An 18,529-nucleotide genomic window follows, 5' to 3' on the forward strand; every position below is an offset into this window, starting at 1 on the left:
GGTCACCTGGCTCGCCGGCCGGACAGCAGCGCGAATAGCAGCGCCAGCACGAAGCCCAGCGGCGTAAGCAATATGGCGCCCAGGTACAACCACAATCCGGGTTTGTCGTCGGTGACGATCGGGGTGAGGAAGATCGCCACGATCGCGAGCAGTCCGAGGGCGAACAGACCCAGTGCCAGCCGTAGGAGCCAGTTGCCGGGGGTGCGCCCGGGCGGTGGGGTGGACGGCCGGGGATCAGCGGGGTTGGTCACCTGTCGACGGTAAAACTGATGTGCTGCCGCCCTGCCCACCGGGGTAGACTCGGGGGCGATCTCGCGTCCTGCATGCTTGCGGGGCGCGTTTTTCGAGTGCAGGCAGAGCATTCGAGAGAAGGCAGGGGGCCCGCCCACCAGCGGGTTTCAGTAGACATGTGTGCGCCGGCCCGCGAGCCGGGCGCCGAACAGACGAACGGGTGAGCGCAGTGCCGACCGGCAAGGTGAAGTGGTACGACGTGGAAAAGGGCTTCGGCTTCCTTTCCCAGGACGAGGGTGAGGACGTCTACGTCCGCTCGTCCGCGCTGCCCCAGGGTGTGGAGACGCTGAAGCCCGGTCAGCGGGTGGAGTTCGGGATGGCGGCCGGGCGCCGCGGTCCGCAGGCGCTGAGCCTGAAGCTGGTCGAGGCGCCACCGTCGGTCCGGCAGAACCAGGAACGCAATGCCCGTAAGGAGCCGGTGGCGCGCAAGCACAGCCCGGACGAACTGCACGGCATGGTCGAGGACATGATCACGCTGCTGGAAGCGAAGGTGCAGCCGGATCTGCGCAAGGGCCGGTACCCGGACCGTAAGACGGCGCAGCGGATCTCCGAGGTGGTGCGCGCGGTCGCGCGGGAACTCGATCGCTGATCCGCGAGAAATACCGGTTACGGGCCGGTCCGCCGTGCGGCGGACCGGCCCGTAACGCGTATCAGGAGGTTTTGATCGACCAGATCGCGTGCGGGATCGAGAATTCCCGGCCGGTCTCATCGATCGCGATGATCATCACCTGCAACTCCACGCCGATCAGTTCCAGCCCCGGCTCGGGATTCGAGTCGATGGTCAACGCCCGGATATCGCCCGGATGGTCCCGGTAGCTGCTGGGCTTCTCGACCACCTCGCCGTTCTCGTCCGCATACAGCGGCAGCAACTCCCACGGTGTGCCCACGACCTCCGACGGCAGCGAGATCTGCAGCGGATTACCGGCGGGGACCTCCAGGAACACGGTGTCGCCCTGTTCGCAGTTCTCCATCCGCACTGTGCAGAAGTAGAACGGCGGCACGGTGACGGCCTCGCCGTGCGAGTAAGCGGTGAGCTCCGGTTTGTGCGGCTCGGCGTCACGCGCCAGCAACCAGACCACTCCGGCGGTTCCGGCCGCCAGCACCAGGACTCCGGCCAGGGCCAGCGCGAGAATCGTGCGGAATCTGTTCGTACTCACCGGGCGGTGTCTCCTCGTGGGTGGTCGTGGTGCGGTATTTCCTGTTCGGCGTGCAGCGGGCGGCGGCCGCCGAAACCGGGCAGCAGACTGTGCCCGCGCGAACTCAGCACAGTTTGGACCAGGCCCGCGGCGAGAACGGCGCTGACCACCGCGAAACCTTTCCAGTAGTCGGTCGGCAGCAGGACCCCGCCGGCGCCGCCGACCACCCAGCTCAGCTGCAGCACGGTTTCCGAGCGGCCGAATCCGGACGCGATCGATTCCGGCGGCAGATCGTCCTGGATGGAGGCATCGAGCGAAACCTTCGCCAGCGCGCTGGCGCCCGCCGCGACCAGCGCGGCCAGTGCTGCCCCCAGCAGGTTGTCCAGAATCAGCGCGACCGCCGCGACGGCCGTGCAGGCCAGTGTGCAGTTCACCACGATCAGTGAGGGCCGGCCCAGCCGCAACCGGGCGCCGGTGGCGTTACCGGCGAAGTTGCCGACCGCCGCCGCCGCGCCGACAAGGCCGAGCATCGCCGCCTGCTGCACCGGTCGGTGTTCGGTGGCCTTGGCGACGAAGGCGATGTAGAAGGTCAGGAACCCGGTGAGGACCCGGATACTGCCGTTGCCCCACAACCCGGTGACCACCGCGCGACCCAGCGGTTGCCGGCGTTTGCGGGGCGGTATCGCGGATTCGCGGCCGGGTTCCAGTACTTCGGTCTCTGGATCGTCGCCGTGGTAGCTCAGGGTCGTGGGGACCTCGCCCTCGGTGATCTCCACCCAGCGCGGGATCTTCCAGCTCAGATAGGCGCCGCCCACCGCGATACCGGTGGCCAGGATCAACGCTCCGGTCGAACCGGTGAGCGCGGCGGTGGCCCCGGCTATCCCGCCGGCTCCGAGAGTGCCGCCGACCAAACCGAATACGGTCAGCCGGGAATTGGTTCGGACCAGATCGATATCGGGTGGTAGTACCCGTGGCGTCACCGCGCTCTTGAGCACTGCGAACGATTTGCTGAGCACCATCATGCACAAGGCGAGTGGATACAGCACCCAGCTGTCGAAACTGAAGATCAACACCACCGCCACGACCGCGCGGGCCGCGAACGACGCCGCCAGAGCCAAGCGGCGGCCGGTCTGTAACCGGTCCAGCGCGGGCCCGATGAGCGGCGCGATGATCGCGAACGGCGCGATGGTGATCAGCAGGTACAGTGCGACCTTCGATTTGCTCTCGGCGGTCGCGCTGGCGAAGAACAGGGTATTGGCCAGCGCCACCGCGATCGCCGCGTCCAGTGCGAAATTGGCCATGGTGGCGTAGGTGAGGGCGGTGAGCCCCGATTTGTCCGCGCCGTCGGCTTCCGCGGCACGCCGGAAGGTGGCGATACCTTTCTCGGTGAGTTCGCGGCCGCGCATCGCGGCCACCCGGGTGACGGTGAGTTTCCGGGGAAGCCGTCGGCCGTCGGTGTCGTACTCGGCGTCGAGATCCTCGGCGCGGTATTCCTTCGTGTCCGCGAATTCGTCCTGTTCCCGGTACTCGGACCCGTACTCGTGCGGTTGGGCTACTGGATGCCGCCCGGGTCGGTTCGGGGAGTCGGCCGGATCGGCCGCACCGCCTCGGGACGGGCGAGCGCCGGAATCGCGGTCGCCACCGGGCCGGAATTCGTCCCGGCCGGCCCGAGCGGCCGCATTCGCGCCGGGAGAGAGCCGTCCAGCGGTTCCGGAGGAATGCCCGGACTCGGCGGCATTCGAGGCTCCTACCGGTCCGGCCGAGCCACCGGACTCGGTCGCGGGCCGGTGCGGGTCGCCGTCGATCTTCTCTCCGGGCCGGGGAGGCCGAGCGATGCCGGCGTCGCCCGGTGTCCAGCGGTTGCGGACCGTCGCATCGGATGGGCCGGGCCTGCTCCCGGTGCCGAAGTCGGCCGGCGAGTGCGGAGTGGCACCGGCCGCGGGGCGGTCGGTCTTGCCGGTGCCCGGTCCGGATCCGGTTCCGCGCCGAAAGTCGGCACGGTCCGCGGAATCCCCGGTCCACGCACCCCGCGCGCCGGTCCGCCACTCGGGTACACCGGAATCGGCACCGGTCCCCACCCCGCGTGCCGTGGGGGCGGCACCCGGTACCGGGGTCGGCGGTGTCCGGCGCGGTTCGGCGAAGTCTCGGCTGTCGTCTCGTTGCGGCGCGGCGCTCTTTCGGGTGGATCCGGGCCTGCCGCCGCTGCCGGTCCCGGCGTCCACCTGCCCGCCGGAGCGCTGCGTGGAACTCCGCGATCCCCCCAGCGCGCCGAACACCCGCGCGAAACGGCTCACCCGCCCCGGGGTGGACTGTTCGCCGGCCGCCGGAGCGACCGGGGCGACCTCGCGCGGTACCGATACACCGCGATCGGGTGCGGAATCGGAATCGTCGAACGGAAGCGGACGGGTCGGCGGCGGCGTCGGCCGGGTGTTGCCGGGGGCGGATTCGCGATTGCGGTGTGGCACGTTCGGCGGGGGGTAGCGGTCGAAACCTGGATGCCGCTGGGGTGGCGGAGACTCGCCGGCGGGCCACTGACCGCGATCGGAACCGGAGGGCTCGCGGGAAGTGGGCACACCTCAATTCTGGCCCACGGCGACCTCGGCGAAACCCCGCCCTGTTCGGGACGGCCCGAAAGTGAGCTGTATCGCTTTTGTGTCGGGCGGTCTCAGGCCGGTACGAACCGGACCTCGAAGACCGTCGGCCAGTACTTTCCGGTGATGAGGAAACGATCGGTGCCGGGGATTTGCGCGATGCCGTTGAGGACATCGGTGCCCGCGCGCTGCTCCGCCGGCAGCAGCCCCGCGGCATCGATCACCGACAGGACACGCCCGGTGTCCGGATCGATCCGCAGGATCTGATCGGTGGGCCAGGCGTTGGCGTAGACCGAACCGTCCTCGGCGCATTCCAGCTCGTTCAGGCGGGTATCGGTACGACTGGCCAGCGCGACCGAACCGGTGACGGCGAAGGTGACCGGATCGCGGAAGGTGAGGGTCGCGGATCCGTCGCTCATGACCAGCCGTCCCTCCCGGCGGCACAGACCCCAGCCCTCACCCTGATACGGCACCCGCTGTTTTTCGGCGAGCGTGCGCGGGTCGCGGGCGAAGGCGACCTCTTCCTTCCAGGTGAGCTGCCACAGGGTGTCGCCCGCGAGCGTTATGCCCTCCCCGAAGAAGGGGAGTGGCAACTCGACGCGGGCCAGCTCCGCACCGGTGCGCCGATCGATACTGCGCACATCGGACTGGCCGACCATGCCGGTGCCCTCGTACAGGACCTCACCGTCGATTTCCAGGCCCTGGGTGAACGCGCCCGGATCGTGTGAATGGGTGGCGAGAACCTCGATCTTGCGGTGTTCGGCGGCATCGTCGGCGTTTGCGCAGGCGCCCGGCACGAGCAGGCAGACCAGCGCGGTGACGACCCAGGTACGCCGAGTGGGCTTCATACGGCAAAATGTAGACCGTGAGCGCAGTATCTGTATCGGACACCGACGTACGGTCGATCCTGGCCGGGGCCGTCGACCTGGCTCGTAGTGCGCTCCTGGAGCTGGAACCCTCCGGGGTCGGAGCACATGTCGGCGTCCGCGCCGAAGACGAATGTGCCGCCACGCACTGCTTCGAGGCGACCCTGCCCGGCTACCACGGCTGGCAATGGGCCGTGGTGGTCGCCGCCGCCCCGGACACCGACCGGGTGACGGTGAGCGAATCCGCGCTGTTGCCCGGCCCGGAAGCGTTGATCGCACCGGAGTTCGTGCCGTGGGAGCAGCGGGTCCGGCCGGGCGATCTCGCGCCCGGGGATCTGCTCGCGCCGCCGGCGGACGACCCGCGCCTGGTGCCCGGCTACACAGCGACCGGCGATCCGGAAATCGACGAGGTGGCCTACCAGGTCGGACTGGGGCGTAAACAAGTCCTCAGCCTGGAGGGCCGCGCGGAGGCCGCGCAACGCTGGTACGACGAATACGGCCCGGACAGCGATATGGCCAAGGCCGCACCCGCGTCGTGCGAGAGCTGCGGTTTCTATGTGCCGCTCGCCGGGGCGCTGCGTGCCGCCTTCGGTGTCTGCGCCAACGTCATGGGCGCCGACGGTCATGTCGTGCACATGGGCTACGGCTGCGGAGCCCATTCCGAAACGCCGATGCCCACCGGAGCCGGGTCACCGCAGTACGAGGCCTACGACGATGCCGCCGTAGAGGTCTACCCGGCCGACTCGCCGAAACCAGCGGAGGCCGGGTCCGCGCCCGCCACCGAAACGGCCGAAACGCCGGTGCCCGGCCGCACGGTCTCGGAAGACGAGCCGGCCCCCAGTGCTGAACGGCACGATTCCCGTCGGCCCGAGGACTCGGTCGGTCGGCCGGAGGCCGCGGCCGATACCGCCCCGGAGCCCTCGAGCAAGTCGGCTGCCCCTGCCCAGGCAGAAACCGGCAAGGCCGCGGCGTCCACAGCCGACGCCGCGCCGGAACCGGGGAACGGGGAATCCACGAAGGGTTCGCCGACTGCCCAGGACACCGGAGTCGCTGAGCAGACGCCGGAAAATGCGGTGCGGGAACCCGCTGAATCCCCGGAAGCGGAACGCGACCCCGAGGGGGAGTCGATCTCCGAAGCCGCCGCCGGTCCGAGTACGGAGGGCACTGCGGTGGAATCGCAGTCCACGGTCATCGGCGCTCCGGGGACGGTAGAGGCCGGCCGCGACCCAGGACCTGCCGAATAGGCCCGCACGGACGCATATCCGACCCTCCCATCGGATGGACGGCGGTAACCGCTCGGTCGAGGCCCCGGCCCATGCGATCAGTTCGGAACGTTTCGTCGAGTTCGTAATGCCGGTGGATGGCCGCAATCGGCGGGCTGCTCGGCTTGACGCGCTCCGCACCGGCGGGCTCGATGGCGACGAATCGAGCGGTCGCGCTGGACCGACATGGTGGCGAATCCGTCCGGAACCCCTGGAGACGTCGGTTTGCGCGGAATCGCGACCGCACCGCCGAGGCCGCGGTCCGTTTCGCGGATAATGGCTCGGCAGCGGGCCGTGCGCCGGTCCCGGGTCGTCACATCGGAACAGGTTCAACTGCTGTGGTGCGTGAATAATGCTGGGAGACAGTAATAGTGGCATGCGATCCGATCGGATGCGGGTGGTGCCGGAGCCGGGCCGGAACGGCTGAGGCGGGGGTTCGGCCGGTGGTTCGCGGAGACGTACGCTGAGGCGGTGAGCGAGACCGGTGCGGTGGGCGATATGAGCGGATCAGCACGATCGTTCGCGGAGCCGGACTCCGCCGACCCGTTCGGTACCGCGCAGCTCCGGGCCGGAGTGCTGGCCGCCTGGCGGGATTCGCCGACCCGGTTGCGTGAGGATGCGGCGGTCGAAACGGATCTGGTGCGGGCCGGTTACCGCGACCGGCTGCTCACCGAGCTGGCCCAGAACGCCGCGGATGCCGCGGCCGCGGCGGGGATACCGGGGCGGATCGTGGTGCGATGCAGTGACCGGACACTGTCGATATCCAATACCGGCGCCCCGCTGGATCTGGCAGGTGTGCACGCGCTGACCGCGCTGCGTTCGTCCGGGAAAACCGGGGGTCCTGGGGAAGTCGGCCGGTTCGGGGTCGGTTTCACCGCGGTGCTCACGGTGAGTGAGGAGATCGAGTTCCGGTCGACCAGCGGATCGCTGCGGTTCTCCCGGGAAGACACCTCTGCCGAGCTCGCGGCCGCCGGCGTAGCCCTGCCGGAGCGGGAGGGCGGGTTCACACCACCGGTGTTGCGGCTGGCCTGGCCGCACGCCGCCGCACCGTGCGCCGGCGCGGACAGTGAAATCGTCCTCCGGCTGCGACCGGAGATCGATCCGGCGCCGCTGCTGGAGTCCATGCGTGCCGAGGCGGTGGACCTGTTGTTGGAGCTGCCCGCCCTGACCGAGATCCGGATCGAGGACTTCCCGGCGCGCTCGACGGTCCGGGATATGGGCGAGACCGGTCTGCGCGAGATCCGGGTCGACGCGGCCGGGACGGAAGAAGTCTGGTGGGAGTATCGGACGGTGCGGGCGCGCTGGCTGGTGCCGGTGCGGGACAGCCGGCCCGTCGCCGCGCGACCCGATGTGCTGCGCGCCCCAACCCGCTCGGACGAGGAACTGACGTTACCGGCGCTGCTGATCGCCGATATCCCCATGCAACCCGACCGCCGCCGGGTACTGCCCGGCGCCCGGCTGCGCGAACTGGCCGCCGGGTACGCCGATTTCGCCCGTGCGCTGCCGCCCGCATCGCGCCCGGTGCTGATCCCGGCTCCGGGGTTCGCGCGCAGCGAGATCGACGGATTGCTGCGGGAGTCGATTCTGGAAGAGTTGCGCGACAACCCCTGGCTTCCGGTTTTCCCGGCCGAACCCGGCGGCGCGGCAGACCCATCCGATAGCCGGGTGGCGGCACCCACCCGAACCAGTGTTTTCCCCGATCTCACCGCCGAGCTGGCCGAACTGCTCGGTGATGTGCTCGATCCATTGCTGATCCCGGACCTGTCCGGTGCGCGGTACGCGGATGTATTGGCGACGGTGGGGGTGCACCGGATCGGGTTGGCGCGAGTCGCGGAACTGTCCGCGGGGCTGGACCGGCCTCCGTCGTGGTGGTTCGGCCTCTACGCCGCGCTCGAACCGTTCGTCACCGACCAGCTGGCCGTCGAAGAACTCGGTGCTCTGGCGGTACCCCTGGCCGACGGCCGAACGGTCACCGGCCCGCGCACGGTACTGCTGGACGACGAGCTGGCCGCGCTCGCGGATCCGATACCCGTGCACTGGGCGCGTCTGGTACATCCCGCGGCGGCGCACCCGCTGCTGGCCCGGCTCGGTGCCCGGCGGGCGACCCCGGCCGATCTACTGTCGGATCCCGCGCTGCAGGCGGAACTGATCGATCATCCCGACGACCCGGACACGGTGGAATCGGTATTGCGGCTGGCCGCGGTGGCCGATACGGCGGCCCTGCCGCCCTGGCTGGGCATGCTCGAACTACCGGACAGCGAGGGCGCCACCCGGCCGGCCGATGAGCTCCTGCTGCCCGACGCCCCGTTGATCGAATTGCTGGTACCGGATTCGCCGTTCGGGGTCGTATCCGCCGAAGTGGCCGGTGAATACGGCGCCGGCGCTCTGCGGGCGATCGGGGTCGGCTGGGATTTCGGGATCGTCACCGAAACCGACCCCACCGGCCCCGACCACGATCTCGACGACGAGGAAACCTGGTGGGCCGGGCTTTCCGAGGACCCGCCGGAGCTGATCGCGGTACGCGATCTGGACCTGGTCGACGATGCCGCCTGGCCGGAGGCGCTGTGGCGGTTGCTCTCCGACGAGCGGACCCGGCCACTACTGGGTGACGCCGACGGGTACACCGCGTGGTGGTTGCGCCGGTACGCGCGGATCGACGGGGTCGCGCTGGGCGGCTACCGGCACCCGGCCGATACCGAATTCGCCGGACTGCTACCGGAACTGCCGATCACCGGCCTGTCCGGTCCGGATCTCGACGCGCTCATCGGCTGCCTGGCCGACCCCGCGACACTCGACCTCGCGCTCGCCGCAACGCTGCTCGAAGCGCTGGCGGATCCGGCGAAGACACCGACTCCGGAAGTGGTCGCGCGGGTACACGCCCGGCTCGGTGCGGCGGTGCATCGACTCGATATCACCGCCCTGGACCCGCCCGACCGGGTGCGCGCGCTGTCGGGTGCGGTGATCGATGCCGGGGACGCACTCGTGCTCGACAAGCCGTGGTTCGGTCTGGCGGTACCCCCGGACCGGCTGGTGGCGGCCGATCCCGATACGGCGGCGGACCTGGCGGTCCTGCTGGATCTGCCGCCCGTCTCGGAACAGGTGGACGCCGAAGTGCTCGACGCGGGCCACGAAACCGGCTGGGATTCCGAACCGCTCGGCGTGGTCCTGCGCCGGGTGTTCGCGCTACCGCCGCAGCCGGGAGGTCTCCGGGTACACGACGACCTGCGAGTCCGGCTTTCGGGCGCGGTGACGCGTACGGTGCGGGTCCCGTGGTGGCAGGACGGCGATACGGTGCATGTACTCCGGCCGGGTCCGGTGCACTGACCGCTGATCGCGGGGTTGCTACTCGGCGTGTTCGGCCAGCGCGCCGGCCAGTAGATCGAGCTGGGTGCGCACGCTTTCGCTGTCGTCGTCGACCAGCCAGCGCAGGACGATACCGTCGATCATGCTCAGCGTGAACCGGGACAGCTGCCGCACCGGAACCTTCCAGGTGCTGCCGGTGGCATCGCGGGCATGGTCGAGAATATCGGCGACCGTGGAATCGTTGAAGTCGTACTGCTCCCGCGCGATCGCCAGTTTGGCCGGTGTCTGCTCGCCCTCTCGTAACGCGTAGGTGGTGGTCTCGTAGGTGAGCAGCTGACGTTCCGGGGTGGCCTCGATATTCAGCCACATGAGTTCCAGCCCGGTGCGCAGCAGATCGCGCAGCGCGGTATTGCCGCTACCGGCCTGCTGCCAGACGGATTCGTTGGCGTCCACCGAATCGCGCAGCTCCATCGACAGCGCCTTGACCAATTCGGTCATCAGCGCGTCCTTGTTCTCGAAGCAGTAATGCACCACACCTAGCGAGACGCCCGCCGCTTGGGCGACATCACGGGTGGTGACACCCGCGACCCCCTTTTTCTCGGCAAGGCCGATCGCGGCCTCGATAAGGTGGGCCCGTCGTTCTTCGACGCTCAATCGGGAGGACACACGAGCGAGTTTGGCCGCCCTGGTCCCAACAGTCAATTCCCCGACGTGACCCCCCGGGACCCGTCCGCGCCGGCCGCACCGGCGACCATGCGGCCCTGCTGCCTCGGACTATGCGCGGTCGGTGATCACAATCCCGTCTGCGCACCCTTGTCACCGCGGCGCGCCCCCCGGCGCTGTACGACGAAGATCGTGTAACCCAGCAGGCCGACGGCCAGACCCATCAGACACACCGGCCGCGCCGACTCCCAGCGATCCCCGCCCAGCCAGACGACCAGGGTCGCGATCGCGAACAACACAGAGCCCGATACGAGTACCGGCCGGGGGTCGGTCAGCCACGACGGAAACTGCGGGAGCTGCGCGTTCATCTGATCAGCGTAACCGCAGTACGCGCGCCGATCCGACGTGTGTCACGTATGGTTCACTTTGTGAATACCCACTCGGATGTGCGGGCGCTGGCCAGCGACCTCTCGCTGGCGGTGGTGCGCTTGACGCGGCATCTGCGGGGACGGCGTGCGGAATCGCAGATATCGCTGACCCAGCTCTCGGTTCTGGCCACACTCGCCAACGAGGGCGCCATGACTCCCGGTTCACTCGCGGCGAAGGAACGAGTCCAGCCCCCGTCGATGACCCGGGTGATCGCCTCGCTCACCGATCTGGGTCTGGTGGACCGCGACCCGCATCCGACCGACGGACGGCAGATCATCGTCTCGCTGTCCCAGGCCGGGCACGCCCTCCTCGCCGATGAGCGCAGCGCCCGGGAAGCGTGGATGAGCGATCAGCTCGCCGACCTGGGCCCCGATCAGCTCGCCGTGCTCGAACAGGCCGTGGCGATCCTCAACGAAATCGTGGCCGACTCCGAATAAGACCGACTTCGAAGAGTCAGCGGGCTGCACCGTAGCTCGCTGCGAAGGGCTGGTCGCTGTCGACTATTTCGCGGCCGAGAGGGAACAGGGCCAGCGGGATCAGCTTGAGATTCGCCCAGGCGAACGGGATTCCGATGATGGTGCAGGCAAGCGCGATGCTGGTGCCGAGGTGTCCCAGGGCGAGCCACCAGCCGGCGACGATGAACCAGATGATGTTGCCGAGCAGGGCGCCCGCGCCCGCTCCCGGCTTCTCGACCGTCGTGCGGCCGAAGGGCCACAGCATGTAGAGGGCATTACGCATCGCCGCCACCCCGAACGGGATCGTGATGATGAGGATGAAACAGATCAAGGCGGCGACGAAGTATCCCAGCGCCATCCAGAAACCGCACAGGATCAGCCAGAGGATATTGAGCAGCAACTGGATCGGCTTCATACCTCAAGCATGCCCGAGCCGGGCGGTATACGCACCCACGGCGCGGCCCGTGCTGCGCGGCTTGGCAGGATAGGCGCCGTGGCCGTGGTTCTCGATGTGGACAGTGCTGCCGATCCACGGGTCGACGATTTCCGGGATCTGAAGGCAGCGGACCGCAGGCCCGACCGTCCCGGCGGGAAGGGCTTGGTTATCGCCGAGGGGTCGGTGGTGGTCCGGCGCATGCTGGAATCGCCGTTCCGGCCGCACGCCCTCCTCGGTGTGGACAAGCGGTGGCAGGAACTCGCCGCCGATCTGGCGGCTGTCGATATCCCGTTCTACCGTGCCCCGGCCGACGTGATGGCGCAGGTGGTCGGTTTCCATCTGAACCGGGGCGTACTCGCGGTGGCTCATCGGCCGCCGGTCCACGATTTCACCGATCTCCTCGCCGGTGCCACGACGGTCGCCGTGCTCGAGGGGGTGAACGATCACGAGAATCTCGGTGCGATGTTCCGCAATGCGGCGGGATTGGGTGTGGACGCGGTGCTGTTCGGGCCCGGCTGCGCCGATCCGCTGTACCGTCGATCGGTGCGGGTTTCCATGGGGCATGCGCTGCGGGTGCCGTTCGCTTCGGTGCCGGATTGGCCGGCCGGCCTGGACGTAGTGCGCCGCCAGGGCTTCCAGGTGATCGCGTTGAGCCCCGACCCGGCGGCCGCGACCCTCGCCGCCGCGCTCACCGGCCGGCGGGTGGCGCTGCTGCTCGGCGCCGAGGGGCCCGGCCTCACCGAGGAGGCGATGGCGGCGGCGGATGTGCGGGCCCGGATCCCGATGTCCGCGGGTACCGATTCGCTGAATGTGGCAACCGCCGCGGCCATGGCCTTCTACGAGCGGGTGCGGGCCTCATGACCCCCGTCGGACGTTCCGGCTACGGCGGCTACTCAGGCCCGGCCGGCGAGCCGACCCCGTGGGCGGCGGGGCTCACGGTCGCCGCACTGGTCGCGGCGTTGACCGCGGTCGGGGTGTACGCCTTCGGCGCGGCCCTGACCCAGGTGCACCCGCTGTTCTCGCTGGCAGTGAACGTGGTTGCGGTGATCGGTATCGCGCCTACCGCGTGGCGCTGGCGGACCCGGCCGGTGACCCGCTGGGTACTGGCCGGTGCCGGAGCCGGCGTACTGCTCGGCTGGATCGGGTTGCTCACCGGGGTCTGAGCGGGACACGGCGGTTACTTTTCGGCGGGTACCGCCGCGTCATGGCCGCGCAGCCAGGACAGCAGGCCCTTGCGCTCGTGATCGACCCGGTTGCGCGGCGGCCGGGGATCGTGGCGTGCGCCCTCGTCCTTGGGATGGAGCCGGAACCGGCAGACCCGGATATCTTCGGGGGTCACCGTGGGACGGCCCGCTTCGGAATCTCGCGCGTCGACCTGCTCCGCGGCCACCGGGAAGTACCGGAAACCGAGCCACTCGTAGTTCGCCGTATCCGCGAAACCGGGCGGATCGAACGGCAGCACCAGCGGATCCGGGAGTTCGCCCAGCCGCCACCGGATCGGATGCTCACCGGCCCAGTGCGGCCGCTCCCAGATATGCGGCAGGCCCTGATCCTGCAGGATGTTGAGGCGGGTGGAACTGAATGCCCGCCGCAATTCGCCACGTTCCCAATGCGCGAACGAACCCCAGCCGTATTCGAGATCGAACGACACCAGATACGTATGCTCCTCGGCCAGCGGCCGCACCAGCAGATCCGGGATCTCGGTCGGATGCACCCGGGCCGCGTAGGGGCTGCACAGCAGGTTCAGGCCCGGGTAGCAGCCGATGAACAGTTCGTCGGGTTGCGGTCCGGTGGCTTCCCCGAGAGTCGCCGATGCGGCCGGCTCGACCTCGAGGTCGGGATGCAACTGCCGAGCCAGGGCGTAGGCCGCATCCGGGTCGGGGTCCGGGTAGGTGCCCAGGACCGCGAGCGGGTCGGGCGTATCGACGTACCAGACCGAGGAAATCTTGGACAGCATCCACCCACCTCCGATAGCGCACGAACCGGGTCGTGAACTGCTCGGCGTGCACCTCGGCCGGTATCGGGGCAGCCCCGGGATCGACCGTGTCGCCGTACAGCGGAACTTACTCGCCCGATCGGGTGGATCGGGCGGTTGTCGCGGGAAACACGCCGGTTCGCGGCCGTTCAGTGACCCGAGCTGCGGACCCCGAGCAGCACGTCCTCCCACGACGGCATCGGCGCCTTACCGCGCTTGCTGCGCCCGGTGGATTTCGCCGTCTTGGCAGGTGCCTTCTTGACAGCGGGTTTCGCCGCTGGTTCGGGTTCGGGCGTCTGCTCCGCCTCTGCGTGTTCGGGTTCCGCGGTGTCCGCGTTGCGGGTTTCGCCGGTTTCCGCGGCTTTCGCCTCCGAATCTCCTGCGGCTACGGTTCCGGTGCCGACCGGCTCGGCCGTCGCTTCCGCTGCTTCCACCGGCGGGTCGGCGACCGCCGCGACCGGCGTGGGTTCGGGTGCTACCGCGGCAGGTTCGCCGGCTACCAGGGCGGATTCGCCGGCGGTCGGGGAGGCTTCGCCGGTGACCGGCGCGGCCTCGGGCTCGACGGGCTCAGGCTCGGCCGGCGCGGCCGTTTCCGGTGCCTGCGTCTCGGATTCCGGTACGGAATAGCCTGCCGGGGGCCCGGGGTCGGCAGGAACGGGGGGGTCGACGGGCGCGGCAGCAACCGGCGTCTCCGCCGCGGGCGGGCGATGGACTTCCGCCGCCGACGGCCGATACGTTTCGGGCGGAGCCGCGGGAGCCGGTGGAGTGGCGGCGCTCGCCGGGCCGGTACCCGCAGGCAGTGCGGCCGCTCCGGTGGGCCGACCGGTGCCCGGCGACAACGGTGCCGGGGCGGGCAGTGTCGCGCTGCCGCCGGCGGCGACAGCGCGCTGTTCATAGTAGTTGTCCACCGCGGCCGGACGTGCCGGTTCCCGGCGGGGTTCGGCCACAACCGGTTCCGGAGCGGCCGGTGTTTCGGCTTCGACCGGCAGAATCGAGGCGAGCCCGCGTAGCGCCCGCCCGAAATCCGGATCGATCAGATCGGTGGCGGGATCGTCGAGCGGGGATACCGAGCCGCCGTGCGCGTCCGGCTGGTAGCGCCAGTGCGCGGCGATCTCCGATCGGCCGTTCTGCCATTGCAATTGCGCGACCCAGAAGCCCTTCTCGTCCTTCCAGGCATCCCATTCGGCGTTGTCGAGGGTATGGCCGCGGGCGGTGAACGCCGCGGTGACCACATCGATCAGGATTTCCACCGCGGGACCGTCGGGCCGGATCGGATGGGCCTTCTGGGCGAGTTCGGCGGCCCGCGCGCGTTCCAGCAGTACGGGATAGGCGAAACGTTCCACCCGGCTCAGCGGCATGCCGGATTCCTGGGTCACCTGTTCCACGGAGGCGCCGGCGCGGATTCGAGCCTGGATATCGCGAGGACGCATAGTTGCTTCCATTTCGATCTCTATCTGGCCGAATCGGGCAAGGTCGCCGCGGGCTGCGGCGCGGAGTTTGTCGTCGGCGGGAAGCCGGAATTTCTGGCCACTTTCCGTGTCGACGCACACGATATGGGCGGAGTCGGGCGTCACCCCGATCACTCGAAGTTCACGCACCGTTACCTCCTTATCGCGTCGCTCGCGATACCGCCCACGTTCTGGAACAGTAGTGCACTTCTGGGATTCGTGTGGCAAGACACGCGGCACCGAAATGTACCCTGCGGCCGTCACCTACGGCTAATCTGCTCTATTCCCTTGTGTATCAAGTCGATTCCGGGTGAGCCGGATGTCAAGGGCACGGGCCCGCCGCGCAACACGCGCGACGGGCCCGAATTCGCAGGTGATCTGGGTCAGCCGAGTTTCTCGACCACCCAATCGACGCAGCGGGTGAGCTGAGCCACGTCCTCCGGATCGATGGCCGGGAACATACCGATGCGCAGCTGATTGCGGCCCAGTTTCCGATACGGCTCGGTATCGACGATCCCATTGGCCCGCAGCGTCTTGGCGACCGCGGCGGCGTCCACCGAGTCGGCGAAGTCGATGGTGCCGACCACCTGGGAGCGGTGGGCCGGATCGGCGACGAAGGGGGTTGCGTATTCGCTGGCCTCGGCCCAGGCGTACAGCCGGGAGGAAGAATCCAGCGTCCGTTTCACCGCCCAGTCCAGGCCGCCGTTACGGTTCAGCCAATCGATCTGATCGGCGAACATGAGCAGGGTGGCCAGTGCCGGGGTGTTGTAGGTCTGGTCTTTGACGCTGTTCTCGATCGCAATGGGCAGCGACAGGAAATCGGGGGTCCAGCGACCGGAATCCTTGATCTCCTGCACCCGCGCCAGCGCGGCCGGGCTCATCAGCGCGATCCACAGCCCGCCGTCGGCGGCGAAGCATTTCTGCGGCGCGAAATAGTAGATATCGGCATCGGTGATATCCACCGGCAACCCGCCGGCGCCGGAGGTGGCGTCGATGGCGACGAGGGCATTGTCCGATCCCGCCGGCCGTTGCACCGGAACCGATACTCCGGTGGAGGTTTCGTTGTGCGCCCAGGCGATCAGATCGGCGGCCGGATCGGCGACCGGCTCCGGCGCGCTCCCCGGATCGGCCGATACGACGATCGGATCGCCGAGGAACGGATTCTTCTTGGTGACACTGGCGAACTTGGAGCTGAATTCGCCGTAGGTCAGATGCAGGGAGCGCTCGCGGACCAGGCCGAACGCGGCAGCATCCCAGAAAGCCGTGGTGCCACCGTTGCCGAGGACGACCTCGTAGCCTTCGGGCAGGGAGAACAGGTCCCGCAGCCCGGCCCGTACGCGGGCGACCACATCCTTGACCGGTTTCTGCCGGTGGCTGGTGCCGAACACCGAGGCACCCACCTCCACCAGGGACTGCAGCTGCTCCGGGCGGACCTTGGACGGGCCGCAACCGAAACGACCGTCGGTGGGCTTGAGCTCATCGGGGATGGTCGGGAACGCACTGGTCATGGCCAACAGCGTAGCCGCGCCGTTGCTGTGCCGCGTACCACACTCCGGCTAACGTGAGTGGGTATGAGCATGCGGTCGTCGAGGGGCCCTGCCGGAGATGGATCCGATGACGGCCGTGGCGGCGGTCACGGCGCGGAACCGGGTCCACCGGCGCCGGGTGGGTGGCTGCGCGGACTGCTGCCGCGGCGTTTCCGCCGTCGCGGTGAGGCGCCCAGCGGTGCCGATCGCCGGGAGTTGCTGACCTACGGCACGGCCGGTTCGGCCACGGTCCTGGCGGCCGGTACCCGGCGGCGTGAACCCGGCTATACATTCCGGGTCCGTGTCCGGCTGCCCGGGGTGGCGCCCTACGAGGCCCAGGTCCGGCAGCGCGTATCGGGCGCCGAACTGGACCGGATGCGCCCCGGTGATCTGGTGTGCTGCCGGGTGGACCCGCACGACCGCGACCGCATGGTGCTGTACCCGCCAGGGGAGGCCGATCCCGGGCGGGCCGCGTCGGCGAAAATCCTGTCCGACGGACGCCGGGCCACCGCGACCGTACTGGCGGTGAATCCGGTCGAGGTCGACTATTGCGGCTGCGACGATCCGGTCATGCGCCTGGACCTGGAGATACGGGCCTGGGACGAACCGGAGCCCTGGCATGTGCGCGTCGTCCAACCGGTGCCCCTGTCCGCGATCGAACTCCTGGACCTGGGTGCCAGACTCCGGGTCGCGTTTTTCACGGTCGACAGCGGCGAATCGGTCGCGATCGATTGGGAAGCCGACCCGGACTGCGTCTGACGGAAGGAACCGCGGTCGCCTCGCGCGTTGGTGGCGAGGTCTTCACCGGATGCTCGCCCGCCGGGCCGGCGCTCAGCCGTATCGGTCCGGCTACACGTTGTGCCCGCGAGTATGGCGGGCACAACGCATGCATCGAACGGGCGGACTCGCGCTGCGGGCCGCGGGCCGCGGGCCGACGCTATCCGGCCGCGACGCTGTCCCAGCCCGCGACCTCTTGCGGTGGTCGTGGGCCCGGGCCGGTGTAGATGGCGGCCGGGCGCACCAGTTTGCCGAGTTTCTTCTGTTCCATGATGTGCGCGCACCAGCCCGCGGTCCGGCCGCAGGTGAACATCGCCGGCATCATATGGGCCGGGACCTCGGCGAAGTCGAGCATGACCGCTGCCCAGAATTCGACATTGGTCTCGATGGCGCGGTCGGGGCGGCGTTCGCGGAGTTCGGCCAGCGCCGCCTGTTCGAGGGCGGCCGCCACTTCGTAGCGCGGGGCGGCCAGGCGCCGGGCGGTATCGCGCAGGACCCGGGCCCGTGGGTCTTCGGCGCGGTAGACCCGGTGACCGAAGCCCATGAGCTTCTCCTTGCGGTCCAGGATTCCCTTGACCAGGGCGCGCGCGTCGCCGGTACGTTCCACTTCTTCGATCATGGGCAGTACCCGGGCCGGTGCGCCGCCGTGCAGCGGGCCGGACATCGCGCCGATGGCGCCCGAGAGCGCGGCGGCGACGTCGGCTCCGGTGGAGGCGATGACGCGGGCGGTGAACGTGGAGGCGTTCATCCCGTGTTCGGCGGCCGATACCCAGTAGGCGTCGATGGCCTCGGTGTGCCGCGGGTCCGGGTCGCCTTTCCAGCGCGTCATGAACCGTTCGGTGACCGTGGTGCATTCGTCGATCCGGCGCTGCGGTACCGCGGGCTGGTAGATACCGCGCGCGGATTGCGCGACGTAGGACAGAGCCATCACCGATGCGCGGGCCAGGTTCTCCCGGGCGGTGGCTTCGTCGATATCGAGCAGCGGCTGGTAGCCCCAGATGGGGGCGAGCATCGCCAGCCCGGCCTGCACATCGACCCGGACGTCGCCGGTGTGCACCGGCAGCGGGAACGGTTCGGCCGGTGGGAGGCCGTGCCCGAACTCGCCGTCCACCAGCAGCGCCCAGACATCGCCGAAGGTGACCCGGTTGGTGACCAGGTCTTCGATGTCCACGCCGCGGTAGCGCAGGGCGCCGCCGTCTTTGTCGGGTTCGGCGATATCTGTGGTGAACGCGACCACCCCCTCGAGGCCGCTGACGAAATCGTCCGGGACCTGGCCGGCCCCTGCAATGCCGGAATTGGTGGTCATACGCGACTCTCCTTTCAACAGGACTCTATCGCTTTGCTACTCCGGAGTAACGTCTGGCCCATGTC

The 18,529-nt window shown here is 69.2% G+C and carries 17 protein-coding genes and 1 pseudogene; 7 read left to right on the forward strand and 11 right to left on the reverse strand.

Features of this window, described 5'->3' with window-relative positions; all coding sequences use genetic code 11:
- Positions 1-2: 2 nt before the first annotated feature.
- Positions 3-251 carry a hypothetical protein gene (locus QH195_RS27320; protein WP_280424663.1) on the reverse strand — a complete coding sequence of 83 codons (249 nt, stop codon included), beginning with the start codon at positions 249-251 and terminating at the stop codon, positions 3-5.
- Between the two features lie 209 nt (positions 252-460).
- Here QH195_RS27320 and QH195_RS27325 point away from each other — a divergent pair, with 209 nt between their 5' ends.
- Positions 461-880 (forward strand): cold-shock protein, encoded by a 420-nt coding sequence (locus QH195_RS27325; protein WP_039822144.1) that lies wholly within the window; start codon positions 461-463, stop codon positions 878-880.
- A gap of 61 nt (positions 881-941) precedes the next feature.
- Here the strand turns inward: QH195_RS27325 and QH195_RS27330 are convergent, their stop codons facing one another.
- The 3 genes and pseudogenes from QH195_RS27330 to QH195_RS27340 all read right to left on the reverse strand — a co-directional run bounded on the left by QH195_RS27330 (position 942) and on the right by QH195_RS27340 (position 4,866).
- On the reverse strand, positions 942-1,448 hold the full coding sequence (locus QH195_RS27330; RefSeq protein ID WP_280424664.1) for a DUF2771 domain-containing protein: 507 nt from the start codon (positions 1,446-1,448) through the stop codon (positions 942-944).
- Positions 1,445-2,869 (reverse strand): annotated as a pseudogene (locus QH195_RS27335) (MFS transporter); the annotation flags it as partial. The pseudogene QH195_RS27335 and the gene QH195_RS27330, both read right to left, overlap by 4 nt.
- A 1,223-nt stretch (positions 2,870-4,092) precedes the next feature.
- Complete coding sequence (locus QH195_RS27340) at positions 4,093-4,866, reverse strand: glutaminyl-peptide cyclotransferase (RefSeq protein WP_280437520.1); 774 nt, start codon at positions 4,864-4,866, stop codon at positions 4,093-4,095.
- A gap of 17 nt (positions 4,867-4,883) precedes the next feature.
- Here QH195_RS27340 and QH195_RS35100 point away from each other — a divergent pair, with 17 nt between their 5' ends.
- Together QH195_RS35100 and QH195_RS27350 are read left to right on the forward strand one after the other, a co-directional pair.
- Positions 4,884-6,128, forward strand: a complete 1,245-nt coding sequence (locus tag QH195_RS35100; protein WP_348537360.1) for a DUF3027 domain-containing protein — start codon at positions 4,884-4,886, stop codon at positions 6,126-6,128.
- A gap of 516 nt (positions 6,129-6,644) precedes the next feature.
- Entirely contained in the window at positions 6,645-9,470 is a 2,826-nt protein-coding gene (locus tag QH195_RS27350) for a sacsin N-terminal ATP-binding-like domain-containing protein (RefSeq protein ID WP_432278471.1), read from the forward strand.
- Between the two features lie 18 nt (positions 9,471-9,488).
- Here the strand turns inward: QH195_RS27350 and QH195_RS27355 are convergent, their stop codons facing one another.
- Together QH195_RS27355 and QH195_RS27360 are read right to left on the reverse strand one after the other, a co-directional pair.
- A complete protein-coding gene (locus tag QH195_RS27355; RefSeq protein ID WP_280424667.1) occupies positions 9,489-10,115 on the reverse strand; it encodes a TetR/AcrR family transcriptional regulator in 627 nt (208 codons plus the stop codon).
- A 125-nt stretch (positions 10,116-10,240) separates the two neighbouring features.
- Complete coding sequence (locus tag QH195_RS27360) at positions 10,241-10,480, reverse strand: DUF2530 domain-containing protein (RefSeq protein ID WP_280424668.1); 240 nt, start codon at positions 10,478-10,480, stop codon at positions 10,241-10,243.
- A 48-nt stretch (positions 10,481-10,528) separates the two neighbouring features.
- Between QH195_RS27360 and QH195_RS27365 the strand changes: the two genes are divergently transcribed.
- Entirely contained in the window at positions 10,529-10,978 is a 450-nt protein-coding gene (locus QH195_RS27365; protein ID WP_280424669.1) for a MarR family winged helix-turn-helix transcriptional regulator, read from the forward strand.
- Between the two features lie 16 nt (positions 10,979-10,994).
- Here the strand turns inward: QH195_RS27365 and QH195_RS27370 are convergent, their stop codons facing one another.
- Positions 10,995-11,411, reverse strand: coding sequence for a YccF domain-containing protein (locus QH195_RS27370; protein ID WP_280424670.1), 417 nt, complete (start codon positions 11,409-11,411; stop codon positions 10,995-10,997).
- A 78-nt stretch (positions 11,412-11,489) separates the two neighbouring features.
- Here QH195_RS27370 and QH195_RS27375 point away from each other — a divergent pair, with 78 nt between their 5' ends.
- Together QH195_RS27375 and QH195_RS27380 are read left to right on the forward strand one after the other, a co-directional pair.
- On the forward strand, positions 11,490-12,293 hold the full coding sequence (locus tag QH195_RS27375) for a TrmH family RNA methyltransferase (protein ID WP_280437522.1): 804 nt from the start codon (positions 11,490-11,492) through the stop codon (positions 12,291-12,293).
- A complete protein-coding gene (locus QH195_RS27380; RefSeq protein WP_280424672.1) occupies positions 12,290-12,595 on the forward strand; it encodes a DUF2537 domain-containing protein in 306 nt (101 codons plus the stop codon). The genes QH195_RS27375 and QH195_RS27380 overlap by 4 nt, the downstream gene beginning before the upstream one ends.
- 14 nt (positions 12,596-12,609) lie before the next feature.
- Here the strand turns inward: QH195_RS27380 and QH195_RS27385 are convergent, their stop codons facing one another.
- The 3 genes from QH195_RS27385 to serC form a co-directional block, all read right to left on the reverse strand.
- Positions 12,610-13,389, reverse strand: a complete 780-nt coding sequence (locus QH195_RS27385) for a DUF6928 family protein (protein ID WP_280437523.1) — start codon at positions 13,387-13,389, stop codon at positions 12,610-12,612.
- A 167-nt stretch (positions 13,390-13,556) separates the two neighbouring features.
- Complete coding sequence (gene sepH, locus QH195_RS27390; RefSeq protein ID WP_280437524.1) at positions 13,557-15,005, reverse strand: septation protein SepH; 1,449 nt, start codon at positions 15,003-15,005, stop codon at positions 13,557-13,559.
- Between the two features lie 233 nt (positions 15,006-15,238).
- Positions 15,239-16,363 (reverse strand): phosphoserine transaminase, encoded by a 1,125-nt coding sequence (gene serC / locus QH195_RS27395; RefSeq protein WP_280437525.1) that lies wholly within the window; start codon positions 16,361-16,363, stop codon positions 15,239-15,241.
- 63 nt (positions 16,364-16,426) lie between these two features.
- Between serC and QH195_RS27400 the strand changes: the two genes are divergently transcribed.
- Complete coding sequence (locus tag QH195_RS27400) at positions 16,427-17,140, forward strand: hypothetical protein (protein WP_280424676.1); 714 nt, start codon at positions 16,427-16,429, stop codon at positions 17,138-17,140.
- Between the two features lie 178 nt (positions 17,141-17,318).
- Here QH195_RS27400 and QH195_RS27405 read toward each other — a convergent pair whose 3' ends face one another.
- Entirely contained in the window at positions 17,319-18,464 is a 1,146-nt protein-coding gene (locus QH195_RS27405) for a citrate synthase 2 (RefSeq protein ID WP_280437526.1), read from the reverse strand.
- Positions 18,465-18,529: the final 65 nt, after the last annotated feature.

The organism is Nocardia carnea (genome assembly GCF_029868855.1).
Classification (GTDB): domain Bacteria; phylum Actinomycetota; class Actinomycetes; order Mycobacteriales; family Mycobacteriaceae; genus Nocardia; species Nocardia carnea_A.

What these genes read in the sequence shown, in the direction of transcription:
- QH195_RS27340 (WP_280437520.1), bottom strand. Translation starts at nt 4,866, where the DNA reads ATGAAGCCCACTCGGCGTACCTGGGTCGTCACCGCGCTGGTCTGCCTG.
- QH195_RS27350 (WP_432278471.1), top strand. Translation starts at nt 6,645, where the DNA reads ATGAGCGGATCAGCACGATCGTTCGCGGAGCCGGACTCCGCCGACCCG.
- QH195_RS27360 (WP_280424668.1), bottom strand. Translation starts at nt 10,480, where the DNA reads ATGAACGCGCAGCTCCCGCAGTTTCCGTCGTGGCTGACCGACCCCCGG.
- QH195_RS27365 (WP_280424669.1), top strand. Translation starts at nt 10,529, where the DNA reads ATGGTTCACTTTGTGAATACCCACTCGGATGTGCGGGCGCTGGCCAGC.
- QH195_RS27370 (WP_280424670.1), bottom strand. Translation starts at nt 11,411, where the DNA reads ATGAAGCCGATCCAGTTGCTGCTCAATATCCTCTGGCTGATCCTGTGC.
- QH195_RS27380 (WP_280424672.1), top strand. Translation starts at nt 12,290, where the DNA reads ATGACCCCCGTCGGACGTTCCGGCTACGGCGGCTACTCAGGCCCGGCC.
- QH195_RS27385 (WP_280437523.1), bottom strand. Translation starts at nt 13,389, where the DNA reads ATGCTGTCCAAGATTTCCTCGGTCTGGTACGTCGATACGCCCGACCCG.
- serC (WP_280437525.1), bottom strand. Translation starts at nt 16,363, where the DNA reads ATGACCAGTGCGTTCCCGACCATCCCCGATGAGCTCAAGCCCACCGAC.
- QH195_RS27400 (WP_280424676.1), top strand. Translation starts at nt 16,427, where the DNA reads ATGAGCATGCGGTCGTCGAGGGGCCCTGCCGGAGATGGATCCGATGAC.
- QH195_RS27405 (WP_280437526.1), bottom strand. Translation starts at nt 18,464, where the DNA reads ATGACCACCAATTCCGGCATTGCAGGGGCCGGCCAGGTCCCGGACGAT.